This window comes from Stenotrophomonas sp. ATs4, assembly GCF_051861585.1.
GTDB lineage: Bacteria > Pseudomonadota > Gammaproteobacteria > Xanthomonadales > Xanthomonadaceae > Stenotrophomonas > Stenotrophomonas maltophilia_AS.
In genome coordinates this window covers 1-12,848 of record NZ_JBLYPK010000020.1, presented here as the reverse complement: position 1 = coordinate 12,848, position 12,848 = coordinate 1, and the positions used below count along the sequence as shown (strand labels likewise).

The 12,848-nt window shown below is 67.3% G+C and carries 18 protein-coding genes; 8 read left to right on the top strand and 10 right to left on the bottom strand.

The features are described 5' to 3' along the window. Nucleotides 1-237: 237 nt before the first annotated feature. The 4 genes from ABR323_RS21730 to ABR323_RS21715 all read right to left on the bottom strand — a co-directional run bounded on the left by ABR323_RS21730 (nucleotide 238) and on the right by ABR323_RS21715 (nucleotide 3,103). Nucleotides 238-1,584, bottom strand: coding sequence for a virulence factor family protein (locus ABR323_RS21730; protein WP_439450801.1), 1,347 nt, complete (start codon nucleotides 1,582-1,584; stop codon nucleotides 238-240). 78 nt (nucleotides 1,585-1,662) lie between these two features. Then, nucleotides 1,663-2,280, bottom strand: coding sequence for a DUF998 domain-containing protein (locus tag ABR323_RS21725; RefSeq protein ID WP_439450800.1), 618 nt, complete (start codon nucleotides 2,278-2,280; stop codon nucleotides 1,663-1,665). Further along, nucleotides 2,277-2,450 (bottom strand): oxidoreductase-like domain-containing protein, encoded by a 174-nt coding sequence (locus ABR323_RS21720; RefSeq protein WP_135274679.1) that lies wholly within the window; start codon nucleotides 2,448-2,450, stop codon nucleotides 2,277-2,279. The genes ABR323_RS21725 and ABR323_RS21720 overlap by 4 nt, the downstream gene beginning before the upstream one ends. 50 nt (nucleotides 2,451-2,500) lie before the next feature. Continuing rightward, nucleotides 2,501-3,103 carry an HD domain-containing protein gene (locus ABR323_RS21715; protein ID WP_439450799.1) on the bottom strand — a complete coding sequence of 201 codons (603 nt, stop codon included), beginning with the start codon at nucleotides 3,101-3,103 and terminating at the stop codon, nucleotides 2,501-2,503. 229 nt (nucleotides 3,104-3,332) lie between these two features. Here ABR323_RS21715 and ABR323_RS21710 point away from each other — a divergent pair, with 229 nt between their 5' ends. Then, nucleotides 3,333-4,475, top strand: coding sequence for a transglutaminase domain-containing protein (locus tag ABR323_RS21710; protein ID WP_439450798.1), 1,143 nt, complete (start codon nucleotides 3,333-3,335; stop codon nucleotides 4,473-4,475). 7 nt (nucleotides 4,476-4,482) lie between these two features. Here ABR323_RS21710 and ABR323_RS21705 read toward each other — a convergent pair whose 3' ends face one another. After that, nucleotides 4,483-4,818 (bottom strand): zinc ribbon domain-containing protein YjdM, encoded by a 336-nt coding sequence (locus ABR323_RS21705; protein ID WP_135274682.1) that lies wholly within the window; start codon nucleotides 4,816-4,818, stop codon nucleotides 4,483-4,485. A gap of 180 nt (nucleotides 4,819-4,998) precedes the next feature. On the opposite strand from ABR323_RS21705, the gene ABR323_RS21700 reads away from it, so the two are divergent. The 3 genes from ABR323_RS21700 (at nucleotide 4,999) to ABR323_RS21690 (ending at nucleotide 7,077) form a co-directional block, all read left to right on the top strand. After that, nucleotides 4,999-6,360, top strand: a complete 1,362-nt coding sequence (locus ABR323_RS21700; RefSeq protein ID WP_439450797.1) for an Hsp70 family protein — start codon at nucleotides 4,999-5,001, stop codon at nucleotides 6,358-6,360. A gap of 229 nt (nucleotides 6,361-6,589) precedes the next feature. Beyond that, nucleotides 6,590-6,883 (top strand): YkgJ family cysteine cluster protein, encoded by a 294-nt coding sequence (locus ABR323_RS21695; protein WP_135274716.1) that lies wholly within the window; start codon nucleotides 6,590-6,592, stop codon nucleotides 6,881-6,883. Between the two features lie 11 nt (nucleotides 6,884-6,894). Next, entirely contained in the window at nucleotides 6,895-7,077 is a 183-nt protein-coding gene (locus ABR323_RS21690) for a hypothetical protein (protein ID WP_012511788.1), read from the top strand. A 49-nt stretch (nucleotides 7,078-7,126) separates the two neighbouring features. On the opposite strand, the gene ABR323_RS21685 is transcribed toward ABR323_RS21690, so the two are convergent. Genes ABR323_RS21685 through ABR323_RS21675 form a run of 3 tightly spaced genes read right to left on the bottom strand, consistent with a single transcriptional unit; the run spans nucleotide 7,127 to nucleotide 9,127 of the window. Continuing rightward, entirely contained in the window at nucleotides 7,127-8,008 is an 882-nt protein-coding gene (locus ABR323_RS21685; RefSeq protein WP_439450796.1) for a DUF4097 family beta strand repeat-containing protein, read from the bottom strand. A 10-nt stretch (nucleotides 8,009-8,018) separates the two neighbouring features. Further along, nucleotides 8,019-8,552 (bottom strand): hypothetical protein, encoded by a 534-nt coding sequence (locus tag ABR323_RS21680; protein WP_439450795.1) that lies wholly within the window; start codon nucleotides 8,550-8,552, stop codon nucleotides 8,019-8,021. Then, on the bottom strand, nucleotides 8,549-9,127 hold the full coding sequence (locus ABR323_RS21675) for an RNA polymerase sigma factor (RefSeq protein ID WP_439450794.1): 579 nt from the start codon (nucleotides 9,125-9,127) through the stop codon (nucleotides 8,549-8,551). Before ABR323_RS21675 ends, ABR323_RS21680 begins: the two co-directional genes overlap by 4 nt. Before the next feature lie 126 nt (nucleotides 9,128-9,253). On the opposite strand from ABR323_RS21675, the gene ABR323_RS21670 reads away from it, so the two are divergent. Then, nucleotides 9,254-9,433, top strand: a complete 180-nt coding sequence (locus ABR323_RS21670) for a hypothetical protein (RefSeq protein WP_135274687.1) — start codon at nucleotides 9,254-9,256, stop codon at nucleotides 9,431-9,433. A gap of 35 nt (nucleotides 9,434-9,468) precedes the next feature. Continuing rightward, nucleotides 9,469-10,062 carry a mechanosensitive ion channel domain-containing protein gene (locus tag ABR323_RS21665; protein ID WP_439450793.1) on the top strand — a complete coding sequence of 198 codons (594 nt, stop codon included), beginning with the start codon at nucleotides 9,469-9,471 and terminating at the stop codon, nucleotides 10,060-10,062. A gap of 398 nt (nucleotides 10,063-10,460) precedes the next feature. Here the strand turns inward: ABR323_RS21665 and ABR323_RS21660 are convergent, their stop codons facing one another. Both ABR323_RS21660 and ABR323_RS21655 read right to left on the bottom strand, forming a co-directional pair. Beyond that, entirely contained in the window at nucleotides 10,461-10,727 is a 267-nt protein-coding gene (locus ABR323_RS21660) for a DksA/TraR family C4-type zinc finger protein (RefSeq protein ID WP_135274689.1), read from the bottom strand. Nucleotides 10,728-10,897: 170 nt separating this feature from the next. Then, nucleotides 10,898-11,455, bottom strand: coding sequence for a DUF2058 domain-containing protein (locus tag ABR323_RS21655; RefSeq protein ID WP_135274690.1), 558 nt, complete (start codon nucleotides 11,453-11,455; stop codon nucleotides 10,898-10,900). Between the two features lie 63 nt (nucleotides 11,456-11,518). On the opposite strand from ABR323_RS21655, the gene ABR323_RS21650 reads away from it, so the two are divergent. After that, complete coding sequence (locus ABR323_RS21650) at nucleotides 11,519-12,019, top strand: M48 family metallopeptidase (RefSeq protein WP_439450792.1); 501 nt, start codon at nucleotides 11,519-11,521, stop codon at nucleotides 12,017-12,019. A 47-nt stretch (nucleotides 12,020-12,066) separates the two neighbouring features. After that, entirely contained in the window at nucleotides 12,067-12,765 is a 699-nt protein-coding gene (locus ABR323_RS21645) for an RNA pseudouridine synthase (protein ID WP_439450791.1), read from the top strand. Nucleotides 12,766-12,848 lie beyond the last annotated feature (83 nt).

Sequence of the window (12,848 nt, the reverse complement as noted above, 5' to 3'; positions counted from 1 at the left end):
ACGCCGACCAAGGTCGGCCTCTACCAACAGCGGTCGAGCATGGCCCGGCGCTACACACCGCCTGGTAGGTGTCGACCTTGGTCGACACGCTCAAACGCCGACCAAGGTCGGCCTCTACCAACAGCGGTCGGGCATGGCCCGGCGCTACACACCGCTGGTAGGTGTCGACCTTGGTCGACACGCTCAAACGCCGACCAAGGTCGGCCTCTACCAACAGCGGTCGGGCATGGCCCGGCGCTACATCCCGCCCTTCAGGATCACCTCGGCAAGGCGATCGTAGTCACCACCGAAATGGTGATCACCCGGCAACTTCACCTTTTTCACGCCGTCATTGGCCGGCAGGTCCGGGCACAGTGCGTCTTCGTCCTTGTCGCCGTACACGCACAGCGTTTTTTCCGCCGGCAACCTGGCCACTTCCGGCGCGATCGGCAGACCGTCGCCACCGCCCCCCAACCAGTTGCTGACGTGGAATTCAAAATCGGCCTTCTTTCCTACCGACAGCAGCACGATACGATCCAGCGAGTCGCGAGTACTGGCATCGAGCTGGTTGATGGTGGACGGCAGTACATCGGCCCCCTGCGAGAATCCGATCAGCATCACCTTGTCGCGATGCCACTGCGTGCGGTAGTGATCGATGATCTTCTGCAGGTCGCCCGCAAAGCCCTTCGGCGTCCGCTCGCTCCAGAAGTAACGCAGCGAATCGATGCCGACCACGGCCACACCGTGCTCGTTGAGCGACGTCGCCACGTCTTTGTCCAAGCCAGCCCATCCGCCGTCACCTGAGACGAACACCGCCAGCGTGTCACCGTTGCCGGCAGCGGGTACTTCCACCACCGGCAGGCCCTTCAATGCCGAGGGCGGCGGCGCCAGACTCACACCGGCCTGCGCACCGATCGCCCGTGCCGCGGCCACCAGGCCGGGTGATGCATCGCCACGTGCAGTACGTTTGAACTCGCGCGCCATTGCAACCTGCTGCACAAAGCGGCTCGCCTCGCCCACCTTGCAGCCGCGGTCGCCGGCCGCACTCAACCACGGGAAATTCAGTTCGGCCGGTTGCAGCACGTTGTGCTTGACCCCATCGCCGCACACCATGCGCTGGTGGTTGTGGTCCGGACAGAAGCCGGTCGTCAGCAGTCCGGCAAACACCTGGGTGTCGGCCTGCGCCGCCAGCGTGTAGGCCATCTCGGCACCTTCGCCATCGCCGCCGACCAGCGGCAGGTGATAACCGGGCAGATGCAGGGAGGCCTGCAGCCAGCGCGAGAAGTTCTCGACATCGCCGGAACCAAACGAACAGGTCGGATCACCCTCGCGCTTGAGCACCCCGCGCAGGTGTGCAATGTCCACCGCCGCGACCAGAGCGCCGTCCGCACGCAGGGCCTCGATCGGCAGGCGGCTGGTGTCGCCACCGGCGGTGGATTCATGGAACCAGATCACCACCCGTTGTGGCGTGCCGGCCGGCATGTGTACCGGGATCTGCTCGAAGCGCCCATGACTGAACTGCTGTGCGGTGACCGCCGCTGCCGCCGGCAGAGCAGCCAGCGCCAGTACCACTCCCATTGCCCTGCCCAGCCCTGCACGCTTCATGTCGCAACCTCAGTGGAATGCGCACACGATACGCCGCCACTGCGTGCACGGCATGTACCGGCGCAGTCCGTTGGGAATTCAGTCGGCTGCGGGCTGACGGCTGCGACGGTACAGGGCCAAGGCCAGGTACAGCAGCCAGCCCACGATCACCGCGATCACCACCTTCTGGCCCACCCCGCGCGGCGGCCCGCCGCGCCACAACACGTGCAGCCAGAGCAGCACGAAGGCCAGCCAGGCCCAGCCCCAGAGCAGGCCAGCGGCAGACTGCCAACCCGGTTCGCGGCGAAGGTACCAGGCCTGCAGCAGCATGCCGACGCTAGCGCACAAAAACGCGGTATTGGCCGCCACCCCATGGATGAACGGTGCCAGCAGCGGTGTTGCCTCGGGCAACCAGCTGTCACCGATGGCGACCGTGGCCAGGCCCAGCGCAGAAACCGTGAACAACAGCGGCGCCGCCGCACTGCGCCGTAGGCCGATGCTGCCGCGATACAGCGCGATGCCGAGCACGGCGATCGCCAGCGCCAGCAGGCAGTACGCACCTCGCAGCAGCAACCCCCACGGCCCGTGCAGGTACAGGCTGAGCGTGGCCTGCACCCAGTCCAGATCGGTGCGTGCGAACTGGGTCCACAGCGCGGTGGTCACGAACAGCAGCAACGATGCCAATGCCAGCATTGCCGCCAGACGCGTGCGGCTCATGGCGCGGCCTCCGGATGCCGCACTTTCCACTCGGCCAGCGCCTTGCGATAACGCTGCAGCTCGTCGGAATACAGGTCCAACACGCACAGCGGGCAGCCGCTGCCGCAGCATTCGTTGGGACCGGGCTCTTCCGGCGGCACGGGGCGGGGATCGGGATCAGGGACGGACACGATGGGGAAACGGCAATCGGTGGGAACAGGCTCCAGTGTAACGGGCCCGCTCAGGCGTCCAGCTGCCGGCGCAGGTTTTCGCGGGCGGCCGCGTCCATCCGCTCGTGGAAGAACCCGCTGAGAAAGATGCGCGGTGCGCGCAGCAGGCCCTGCAGGAAACGGCGACGGCCAGCACGGTACAGGAAACCCGGCACCACGCCCTTGTACTCCTCGGCCACGCCTCGGTCGTAGGCGGCGAATACCGGTTCCGGGGCGGCCAGGATCGCCATGTCGCAGTCCAGGAACAGCGCCGCCTCGGCGTCGACATCGTCCGGGCCCAGCTCACCATGGCGAGCGGTCAGCAGGATCAGCTGCTCCACCCGGGCAGCATCGACACCGGCCAGTTCCGGAGCCTGTGCGATCGCCTGCAGGGCCAGCTGCGCCGAACGCGCCTCGTTGTCCTTGCGCCCGGCCTGGTAGATCGCATCGTGGTAGAGCACGGCCAGGTAAACCTCGGCCGGCTGCTGCCAGCCCGGTCCCTCGGCTACCTCCTGGCAGTGCTGCAGCACTGCACGCACGTGGCCGAAGTGGTGGTAGGCCCGTGGCGGCGTTGCATAGCTGTCCTGCAGCGCCTGCCACTGCGCGGGTGCGAGCGTCAGCGGGGAGAAGTCCATGCCCGGATCATCCCGCCTGCATCGGCGGCGGGCAAGCTGGCGGTTTTTTCACCACGAGCTCACAACGCTTGCCGGGCGGGGTCTGGACGCGGTTGTCCACAGCTTTGTCGAGGGCTGGTCCACACCGGTTGTGGATGGATGGCGCTGCCGACCAACGGTGACCACGGCGGCCCCATCACAGGTCTACACTCGCCTCAGGCGGGAGCGCCCGCCGCTGCCAGGAGCCGTCATGTACCGTCCTGCCGCCCGATTCCTGTTCTTCACGCTGGCCGCGCTGGCGGCGCCGTCCGTGTCTGCCCTGGAAATCGCCGGGGCCGATGCCACGGCGATCATCGCCTCCCCCACCATTCCGTCGCCGCAGCAGGTATCGGCGATCCCGCCTGCAATGCGCGAGATGCTGCGCACGCAGGTGATCAATCGCGGCTACTCGCGCGAACAACGCCTGCAGGGACTGGTGGAGATGATCTTCGATCGCCACGGCATGGACCTGCAGTACGACGCTGATGCGACCCTCACCGTCAGCGAGATCTGGCAGCAGCGCCGCGCCAACTGCCTGGCCTTCACCCTGATGTTCGTTGCACTGGCGCGCGAGGCCGGCATCCAGGCGCGCGTGCAGGAAGTGGGCCAGGTGGTGTCGTGGTACCAGGACCAGGCGCAGGGACTGGTTTACAGCGTGGGCCACGTCAATGCCGGGGTTGGATTCGGCGGACGCTTCGCCACCGTCGACCTGGACCGCAACGTGCTCTACGACCGCCACGGCCCGCAACCGATCAGCCAGGCGCGTGCGCTGGCGCACTTCTACAACAACCGCGGCGCCGAACGCATGGCCGCCGGTGACATGGCCGGCGCACGCGCGTTCTACGCGGCCGCGCTGGGCCAGGACAGCGGTTTTGCCGCCACCTGGAACAACCTCGGCGTACTGGAGAACCGCAGCGGCGATGTCACTGCCGCGCGCCGGTCGCTGGAAATGGCCTTGCGCCTGGATGGCCGCCATGACGCCGCGTTGAACAACGCCAGTGCGCTGTACCGCAAGCTGGGGCTGGTGGCCCAGGCGCAGGTGCTGGAACGGCGCCTGCAGTGGGTACAGCGCGAAGATCCGTTCGCCCAATACATGCTTGGCGCCAAGGCCGAACGCGCGGGCCAGCTGGATGTGGCGATCCGCTACTACCGGCAGGCAGTGCGCCTGTACGACACCGCGCACCAGTTCCATTTCGGGCTGGCGCGGGTGTACTTCCTGGCCGGCCAGCTCAAGCGCGCCGATCGTGAACTGCTGCGTGCGCAGGAACTGGGTGGGGCACCCGAGCAGGCACGTTACCAGGCCAAGCTGGACAGCCTGGCCCGTTGGCGCGCGCAGCAGCAGGCACGGCGCTGAAGGCCGGTCAGGCTTTCTTGAGGAAGCAGGTCTTCAGCACCAGCCCCTTGATCTTGTCCGAGTTGCCTTCGATGTGCTCGGCATCGTCCTCGACCAGGCGGATGTTGCGGATCACGGTGCCCTGTTTGAGCGGAATCGAGGAGCCTTTCACCTTCAGGTCCTTGATCACGGTGACGGTGTCGCCGGACTGCAGGGTGTTGCCGTTGCTGTCACGCACGACCAGGGTCGAACCGGCGCTTTCCTCGGCGGTCCATTCGAAGCCGCAGTCGGCGCAGATCCACAGCGCGCCATCGGCATAGGTGTTTTCCAGGGTGCACTGCGGGCAGGCGGGAACAGAAGACATCGGCAAGTACCTCAAAGTGAATCAACAGCCGCCATTGTAACCGGCTGGCTTTTTTTCCAATTTCCGCAGGTGGCGCGTGAGGGCGCCTGGGCCCGGCACGGTCCAGGAGGACGCCGGAACTTGCAGTCGGCCGCGAACTGCAGCAGAGTGCGCGGCCCCTGATCGTCCCCGGAACTCCCCATGCGCCTCGGCATCGACTTCGGTACCAGCAACTCCGCCGCCGCCATCGTGCGTGACGGTGAACTGCTGCCGATCCGCTTCGGTGACGCCGAGCAGTTCCGCACCAGCGTGTACTTCCCCGGCGTGGTGCCCGACCCGGACGATTTCCAGCTCGATGAAGGCCAGGAACATCAGCTGCAGCAGATGATCGACAGCGCCGCCCGCGCAGCCCGTGCCGCCGGCCAGGAGCGCCCGCCGCAGGCCCTGCGCCGCGAAGCCCTGCGCGCCCTGCGTCGCGAGTGGATGGAAGCGCGCGCCGGCAAGGAGCGCAGCGCCAGCGACCTGCTGCAGAACGCGGTCTACGGCGACGATGCGCTGGAAGCCTATTTCGAGGAACACGAAGGCAATCTGGTACAGAGCCCGAAGTCAATGCTGGGCTACAACCTGCACCCGCGCGCGAAGCAGACCATCACCGGCATCGCCGCGCACATCCTCGAGCACATCCGCCTGACCGCCAGCGCCCAGCTTGGCCAGCCGCTGCGCACGGCCCTGCTCGGCCGCCCGGTGCAGTTCCGCAGCTCGATCGGCGCGGCCGGCAACGACCAGGCGCTGGACATCCTGCGCGAAGCCGCCACCCAGGCCGGTTTCGACCAGATCGATTTCCTCGAGGAACCGGCTGCGGCGGCCATGCACTACCACGCTGAAAGCCGCGAGCGGCACCAGGCGGTGATCGTCGACATCGGCGGCGGTACCACCGATATCGCCCATGCCGAGGTCGGTGGCGAGGCGGCACCGCGCGTCCACCGCGCCTGGGGCATTGCCCGCGGCGGCACCGATATCGACCTGGCCCTGAGCCTGTCCGGCTACATGCCCCTGTTCGGCCGTGGCATCACCCGCGTGCCCACCCACCACTACGTGGAAGCGGCCACCGTGCAGGACATGACCCGCCAGCGCGAGTTCCGCCAGCACAATTACGACAACGTCGACGCGCCGTGGGGCGCGCGCCTGCAGGCCCTGCAGGACACCGGCAATACCGCCCGCCTGTACCGTGACGTCGAACGCGCCAAGATCGCCCTCAGTGCCAGCAACGAGCACCGCAGCACGCTGGATTACATTGCCCGCGACCTGTATGCCGACAGCAGCGCCGATGGCCTGGCCGCCGCCGCCCACGGCTACCTGGAGCAGATCCGCGAGCTGCTGGCCCAGGTCCGCAGCGATATCGGGGGCGACCCGGACGCGGTGTTCCTGACCGGCGGCATGTCCCGCGCCGGTTACCTGCGCCAGGCAGTGGCGGAGGCCTTCCCGGGCGCCCGCATGGTCCACGGCGAACCCTCGCTGGGCGTGGTCCAGGGCCTGGCGCTGGCGGCAGCCAGCCAGGATTAACAAAACGTTACGCGGTCTAAGTTACCCTTGGTCGGCTAGAACTCTGCTGCACTTTCCACCGGCTACGCCGGTGTGTGTCCAACGTGCAGCCTGGCCCGCCCTGCGGGCCTAGCGGCCATGCCTTCCTGGCTCGTTCATGGTCCGCGTATCACCGGAGCCGCCATCGAGACCCGCTTTGGGCACCCGCCAGGCCCCTGTGGCCTTACAACCTGACGCATCACCCGCACCCATCGACTGCAGCCGTTGTGACGCGGTCTGTTGCCGGCTGCCCGTGCTGCTGCAGCCCGGCGACCACGTGCCTGGCCAGTTCCTGTCGCGCGACGCCCACGGCCGTGCCGTGATGGCGCGCAACGAGGAAGGCTGGTGCGCGGCGATCGATCCCTATCACCTGCGCTGCACGATCTATTCGCAGCGCCCGGCGATCTGCCGCCAGTTTTCGATGGGCGGCGATGACTGCCGCCGCGAGCGGCAGGACTACCTGCGCCAGGCCGAGTCCTGCGCGCTTTCCTCCCCTTCCACCTGACAGGAGCCACCATGCCCCGCAAGGCAAAGACCCCCGCGAAGGCCAGCAACAGCATCCGCAGTGAACGCAAGGGCGCATCCGCCAGCACCGTGGTCAGCAGCGACTCGATCGCTTCGGACCTGGCCGCGTTCCGCAAGAGCGGTGGCAAGATCGAAGTTCTCGGTACCACCTGGGCGCTGAAGAAAGCCAGCTGACCCTCCCCCGACCGCGGCGGCGCTGCCGCCGCGGCCTGCCGGATCGCGCTCAGCGATCCAGGCGCACGTGCACACTGCCCGAATGCGACTGGATGCGGATGTCACCATCACCGCCGCCCAGACGCGTGTCGAGATGGCTGCCCGGCCCATAGCGCGGTCGCTCCACCTGGCCTGCATCGCTGTTGATCGACCCGCTGAAGCTGTTCACCGACAGCTGCGCCGACACCGTGCGCGGCAGGCGCAGGTTGACCGACGCACTCACCGATTCAACGTTGATGCGGCCGCCCGGCGCCAGCCCGGCTGCCGCCAGATCGATGCTGCCCGATACGGTTTCCACCGCCAGGCGCTGGACTCGACCCGCATCGACTTCAACCCGGCCCGATACGGTCTGCGCACCGATATCACCAGATACGCCGCCACCGGCTTCGATGCGACCACTGACTGTGTTCACGTCAAGCCTCGGCGTCTGCAGGCGCGCAGTGACACTGCCACTGACCGTATTGAGCTTGCTGTCGCCACTGCGGCCGGACGCGCTCAGGCTGCCGCTGACGGTGTCGGCCTGCAGCCGGCGCACGTCGATGCCACCGATGTCCTGGCTGGCGCTGACCGTGCTCAACAGCAGTTCCACCGAACGCGGTACGTTCAGCACCAGCGTTGCACCGCCGCTGCTGCCGCGGCGCGGGTATTCAATTTCCCAGCGCACGCGGTTGGCGCTCTTCTCCTGGCGCAGCTGCAGGCCATCGCTGAGCGTTCCGGTGAGCTGCACGTCGTTGCGATCCCAGCCACGCACGGTCACCTTGCCGGCCACGTTGCTCAGCTCAATGCGGCCGCCGGCAGCCAGGTTGTGCCGCTCATCGATCCGGGTGTCGGCCAGGGCTACCGCGGGCACCAGCAGCAGTGCGGCACAGCAGGTCATCAGGGTTCGGGTCATGGGGGTCTCCTCAGGTCGTCAAGCCGGACTCGGCGGCGTAGGCCGCCTGCCGGGTCAGTTCCAGCCGCAGCGCATAGGTGCGCTTGAGCTGTCCAAGCAGGTGCGGCGCACGCGGATCCTGCGCCAGAGCGGCACGGATCTGCGCCGCACTTTCATCCAGTTCGTGCAGGGCCGGCTGCCATTCCGGCGCGCGCCCATCGGGCAGCGAGGCCACGGCCTGCCGGTACTGCTCGGTCATGGCCGCTGCCTGCAGCTGCAGCGCCGATGGTGCCGGCGCGTCCGGCTGCGCATGGCGCCACGGCGCCACCATGTACAGCGCCAGGCTGGCAGCCAAGGCGGCCCCTACCGGCAGCCACCAGCGCCGGCGCGAACGTACCGGCAGGGCCACCACATTGTCCGTGGGCGCAGGCGCGGCCTGCGCTTCACGCGGCGGCAGCTGCGCCGACAGGCGCGCCCAGCCATCGGTGGGCACACTGCGCTCACGTGGCAGTGCGCGCAGCCGTGCCAGCAGTTCGGGGTCGGAATCGTGGTCGTATGTACTCATGTCATGTCTCCCAGCCGTGCACGCAACAGGCCGCGCGCACGATGCAACTGTGCCTTGGAACTGCCGACGGCCATCTGCAGCTGTTCGGCGATTTCGTGGTGTTTCCAGCCTTCGATGTCGTGCAGCACCAGTACCGCACGTGCCCGTGGTGGCAGCGTCGACAATGCGCGTTCGAGGTCGCGCTCGGTGCCCGCACAGCGGTCGTGCACTGCCAGCTCCTGCACGCCTCCATCCACGTCGTCGAGGCTGTCATGGTCCTGCCCCGCTGCACGCCCGCGCAGTTCCATCAGCGCGGCATTGACGCCCAGCCGGTGCAGCCAGGTGGACAGGCTGCTCTCGAAGCGGAATCCCGGCAGTGCCTTCCATGCCTGCAGGAACGCTTCCTGCAAGGCATCCTCTGCACGTGCCTGCTGGCCGCCACACAGCCGCCACAACACGGCGAACACACGCGGCGCATGTCGCCGGTACAGCAGTTCATAGGCAGCGGTATCGCCAGCGGCCGCCGCCCGCACCAGGGCGGGTTCGTCGACGGCGTCGTTGGCGGCAGGCGGCGCGGGCATGGTGGTGTCGAGCATATCGTTTGGATGCGGCGACCCGGGAAAAGGTTTAGAGCCGATCGGCCGCCAGCGCGATGCAACCTTTTCGGCGACTGCTGCATCCATGGTAGGTCCTTCATGAAAATGCCGTCCGGGAGCCCTGCCATGTCCAGCCCATCCTGCGCCGCCCTGCTGGTGATCGCCGCCTGCGTCGTGCTGCAGGCACTGGGCCTGTCGCTGCAGCTGCGCCCCGACAACGGCCGCGCCTGCCTGCAGCAGCATCGCCAGGAGCTGGTCTGCCTGGCGTGGACACCCACGGTCGAATCGCCGACGCGCGCCGGGTAACATCAGCAGTTGTTACCGCCACCTGTTGTTGTCCCATGATGCTGTCGCTGAAGGATCACCTGCCCGCCTGGACCCATCCGTGGTTGAACTACGCGGGCGTCGCCCTGCACATCGTACTGGTGCTGCTGGTCGCTTGGCTTCTGCGGGTACTCGCCCGTCGCCTGATCCGCCGCTTCGCCGAGCACTACACGCTGCCCCCCGAGATGGTGATGGGTGCACGCCGGATCACCAGTTTCGTGGTCTATTTCAGCGCGCTGCTGTGCATCCTCAGTCTGCTTGGCGCAAAGCCCTCGGTGCTGTGGACGGCCTTCACCGGCTTCGCGGCGGTGGGTGCGGTGGCCTTCTTCGCAGCGTGGAGCGTGCTCTCCAACATCTTCTGCACGCTGCTGATCTTCACCACCCGCCCATTCCGCCTGCACGACTACATCGAGGTACTGGAGAACGGCGAGAAGCCGGGCCTGAAAGGCCGGGTGATCGACGTGAACCTGATCTACACCACGCTGCAGGAAACCGGCGACGGTCACGAAGGTACGGTGCTGCAGCTGCCGAACAACCTGTTCTTCCAGCGCACGGTGCGCCGATGGCGCGACCCGGCACAGGCCCCCGGTGGCATCCAGGGCGACGGCTGAGGGTGGTTTTTCTTTGCAGGGCTGCGCCCTGCACCTGCCGAAGCCAGAGCAACAGCAGCAGCGGGTTTCCTGTGGGTTGGCGGGTGTCGACCTTGGTCGACACGGTAGATCCACGCCATGCGTGGATGCTTTTGGATTCCAATTCCAAATATTCGATTCCGATGGAGATTCATCCACGCATGGCGTGGATCTACTGGCCGCCGACCAACTGTCGAAGGTGGGGCGGTGTGGGTGGCAGGACCGTTGGCGCCATGGATGGCGCCATCGAGCCCCCATGGATGGGTTTACGGCGTGTCCTGCCCACCCACACCGCCCCGCCATCCCACGGAATGCCCGCTTTTGACGTTGAAGTTGATGTTGCTTCGGCGGGTGCAGGGCGCAGCCCTGCCGAACAACCCTTACCTCAGCTGGCTGTCCTTGCTGCCACGCCGGTTGTAGCCGGCTTGCGCCTGCTCTTCATCGTCATGCGACTGCTGGCACGCAACGCACAGCCGCACACCGGGCACGGCCTGACGCCGCGCCAACGGAATCGGCGCGTCGCATTCCTCACAGTGTTCCAGCCCGGGTCCCTCGCGCAGCTGGCGCCGCGCGCGGGCGATCGCATCGTCGACCGTGGCGTCGATCTGGTCCTGGACCGCGCCGTCTCCCGCCCATCCGGTGGCCATCGCCATCCTCCGCAGGTGTGTCGCCTGATATGGGGACGACACACCCGCGCACAAAGGAGCAGACCGGTATTAAGCCGAGCCATGCCCGGTAGGCCTTCAGCAAGCTGAGCAAAAAGCAGACGGATCCGATCAGGTCGATCGCGACTTAATCCCCTCCGTCCCCTTTTTGCTTACCAGACCAGGTCGTCCGGCACCTGGAACTGGGCGTAGTAGGCGTCGTCCTCGGCATTGCCGGTGGAAATTCCCGCGGTCGAGCCCGGCTGACCGTGGTCGACGATGATCGCTTCCGGCGCGCGTTCACGCACTTTTTCAGCAGCGGCACGCGGCAACAGGGCGTAACCGTCGCCGCTGGCGACGATGACCAGCACGCCCACCGACAGCGCCTTGCGCAGCTTGGGGTCGATCAGCAGGGTGCGGATCGCTGCGCCATCGCTGAAGCGGTACTCGTCATCGCCCTTGTGGGGCACGGCATGGGCCGCAATGATCTGCTTCGCCTGCGCCTTCTGTTCAGCCAGCTTGGCCTGGGCATTGCGCTCGGCGGCCAGTGCACGGTCGCGCTCGACCTTCTCGGCGCGGGCACGTTCAGCCTCGCGCTGGACCTCGGCCGAGGTCGATTCGGCCTTGCCCTGCCGGGCCTTGGCCTGCGCGCTCGCGGCAGCGCTGGCCTGCGACTTCCTGGCCAGGCCGGCCTTGAGCAATTGTTCCTGCAGCGCGTTGGGCTTTGCCATGGTCGATGCGTACCACGTGTAATCTTGGGTATTCCCATTCTACCGATGCCCCGCCGCCCCTGCATGGCAGTCCTGAAGTACCTCACCGGCTATCCCGAACCCCTGGTCGCCCAGGTCAGCGACCTGCTGGCACAGGGCAGACTCGGCCCCTGGCTGCAGCAGCGCTACCCCGACCCGCACGACGTGCGCAGCGACCGCCAGCTGTACGACTACACCCAGGACATGAAGGACCGCTACCTGCGCAAATCGGTACCGCTCAACAAGGTCTGCTACGACAACACGCTGGAAGTGATCAAGCACGCGCTGGGCACCCACACCGCCATTTCCCGCGTGCACGGCGGTCGCCTCAAAGCCAGCCGCGAGATCCGCATCGCCACCGTGTTCCGGCAGGCGCCAGCGGCGTTCCTGCGCATGATCGTGGTACACGAACTGGCCCACCTGAAGGAAGCCGACCACAACAAGGCCTTCTACCAGTTGTGCCAGCACATGGAGCCGGATTACCTGCAGCTGGAGTTCGATACCCGCCTGTACCTGACCGAGCTGGCCAACCGCGGCCAGCGCTGACCGGCCGCAGCAGCTACACTGCGCGCCCCCTGCCTGACCTTTCCGCCATGGAACCGACCCGTCTCGACAAACGCCTGTCCGCCCTGCTCGGCATCCCGCGCGGTGAAGCGCGGCGCTACATCGAAGGCGGCTGGGTCAGCGTCAATGGCGAGGTGGTGGAGCAGCCGCAGCGTCCGGTCGATGAGAGCGCGGTGATCGTGGTGGCCGAGCAGGCCAGCGATGACAAGGCCGAGCGGGTCACCATGCTGCTGCACAAGCCGGCCGGCGTCGCCGCAGAGGCGCTCTGTGCGTTGATCAGCAGCGACAGCCGCAGCGAACTTGATGCCAGCGGTACCCGCCCGTTGCAGCGCCATTTCCATGGACTGCAGCTGGCCGCCGCACTTCCGGCCAGCGACAGCGGCCTGGTGGTGGTCAGCCAGGACCCGGCCACGCTGGCCCACCTGCAGCGCAACCTGGGCCGCACCGAGCAGGAGTACCTGATCGAAGTGGCCGAAGGGGGACCGGAACGCGGGCCCTGGTTGATGGCGCGGCTGCAGCACGAATCCGGCGGGGCCAAGGTCAGCTGGCAGAGCGAACAGCGCCTGCGCTTCGCCGGCAAAGGCTTGACCGGCAAGGGATTGCGGGTGGCGGTCAGCGCCGCAGGACTGCAGGTTGCCGCAGTGCGCCGCCTGCGCATCGGCCGCGTGGCGCTGGGGCCGCTGCCGCCGGGGCAGTGGCGTTACCTGGGCAGCGACGAGCGGTTCTGAGGCCCCGGTTGCGGGGTCGGATCCCTTCCCGCGGGAAAGGGCTCTGACCCCATCCACGCGTGGCACGACGTTGCCTGAAGAAA

What these genes read in the sequence shown, in the direction of transcription:
- ABR323_RS21715 (WP_439450799.1), bottom strand. Translation starts at nt 3,103, where the DNA reads ATGGACTTCTCCCCGCTGACGCTCGCACCCGCGCAGTGGCAGGCGCTG.
- ABR323_RS21675 (WP_439450794.1), bottom strand. Translation starts at nt 9,127, where the DNA reads ATGCTCGACACCACCATGCCCGCGCCGCCTGCCGCCAACGACGCCGTC.
- ABR323_RS21650 (WP_439450792.1), top strand. Translation starts at nt 11,519, where the DNA reads ATGGCAGTCCTGAAGTACCTCACCGGCTATCCCGAACCCCTGGTCGCC.
- ABR323_RS21705 (WP_135274682.1), bottom strand. Translation starts at nt 4,818, where the DNA reads ATGTCTTCTGTTCCCGCCTGCCCGCAGTGCACCCTGGAAAACACCTAT.
- ABR323_RS21670 (WP_135274687.1), top strand. Translation starts at nt 9,254, where the DNA reads ATGTCCAGCCCATCCTGCGCCGCCCTGCTGGTGATCGCCGCCTGCGTC.
- ABR323_RS21645 (WP_439450791.1), top strand. Translation starts at nt 12,067, where the DNA reads ATGGAACCGACCCGTCTCGACAAACGCCTGTCCGCCCTGCTCGGCATC.
- ABR323_RS21730 (WP_439450801.1), bottom strand. Translation starts at nt 1,584, where the DNA reads ATGAAGCGTGCAGGGCTGGGCAGGGCAATGGGAGTGGTACTGGCGCTG.
- ABR323_RS21680 (WP_439450795.1), bottom strand. Translation starts at nt 8,552, where the DNA reads ATGAGTACATACGACCACGATTCCGACCCCGAACTGCTGGCACGGCTG.
- ABR323_RS21710 (WP_439450798.1), top strand. Translation starts at nt 3,333, where the DNA reads ATGTACCGTCCTGCCGCCCGATTCCTGTTCTTCACGCTGGCCGCGCTG.
- ABR323_RS21690 (WP_012511788.1), top strand. Translation starts at nt 6,895, where the DNA reads ATGCCCCGCAAGGCAAAGACCCCCGCGAAGGCCAGCAACAGCATCCGC.
- ABR323_RS21700 (WP_439450797.1), top strand. Translation starts at nt 4,999, where the DNA reads ATGCGCCTCGGCATCGACTTCGGTACCAGCAACTCCGCCGCCGCCATC.
- ABR323_RS21665 (WP_439450793.1), top strand. Translation starts at nt 9,469, where the DNA reads ATGATGCTGTCGCTGAAGGATCACCTGCCCGCCTGGACCCATCCGTGG.
- ABR323_RS21685 (WP_439450796.1), bottom strand. Translation starts at nt 8,008, where the DNA reads ATGACCCGAACCCTGATGACCTGCTGTGCCGCACTGCTGCTGGTGCCC.
- ABR323_RS21660 (WP_135274689.1), bottom strand. Translation starts at nt 10,727, where the DNA reads ATGGCCACCGGATGGGCGGGAGACGGCGCGGTCCAGGACCAGATCGAC.
- ABR323_RS21655 (WP_135274690.1), bottom strand. Translation starts at nt 11,455, where the DNA reads ATGGCAAAGCCCAACGCGCTGCAGGAACAATTGCTCAAGGCCGGCCTG.
- ABR323_RS21725 (WP_439450800.1), bottom strand. Translation starts at nt 2,280, where the DNA reads ATGAGCCGCACGCGTCTGGCGGCAATGCTGGCATTGGCATCGTTGCTG.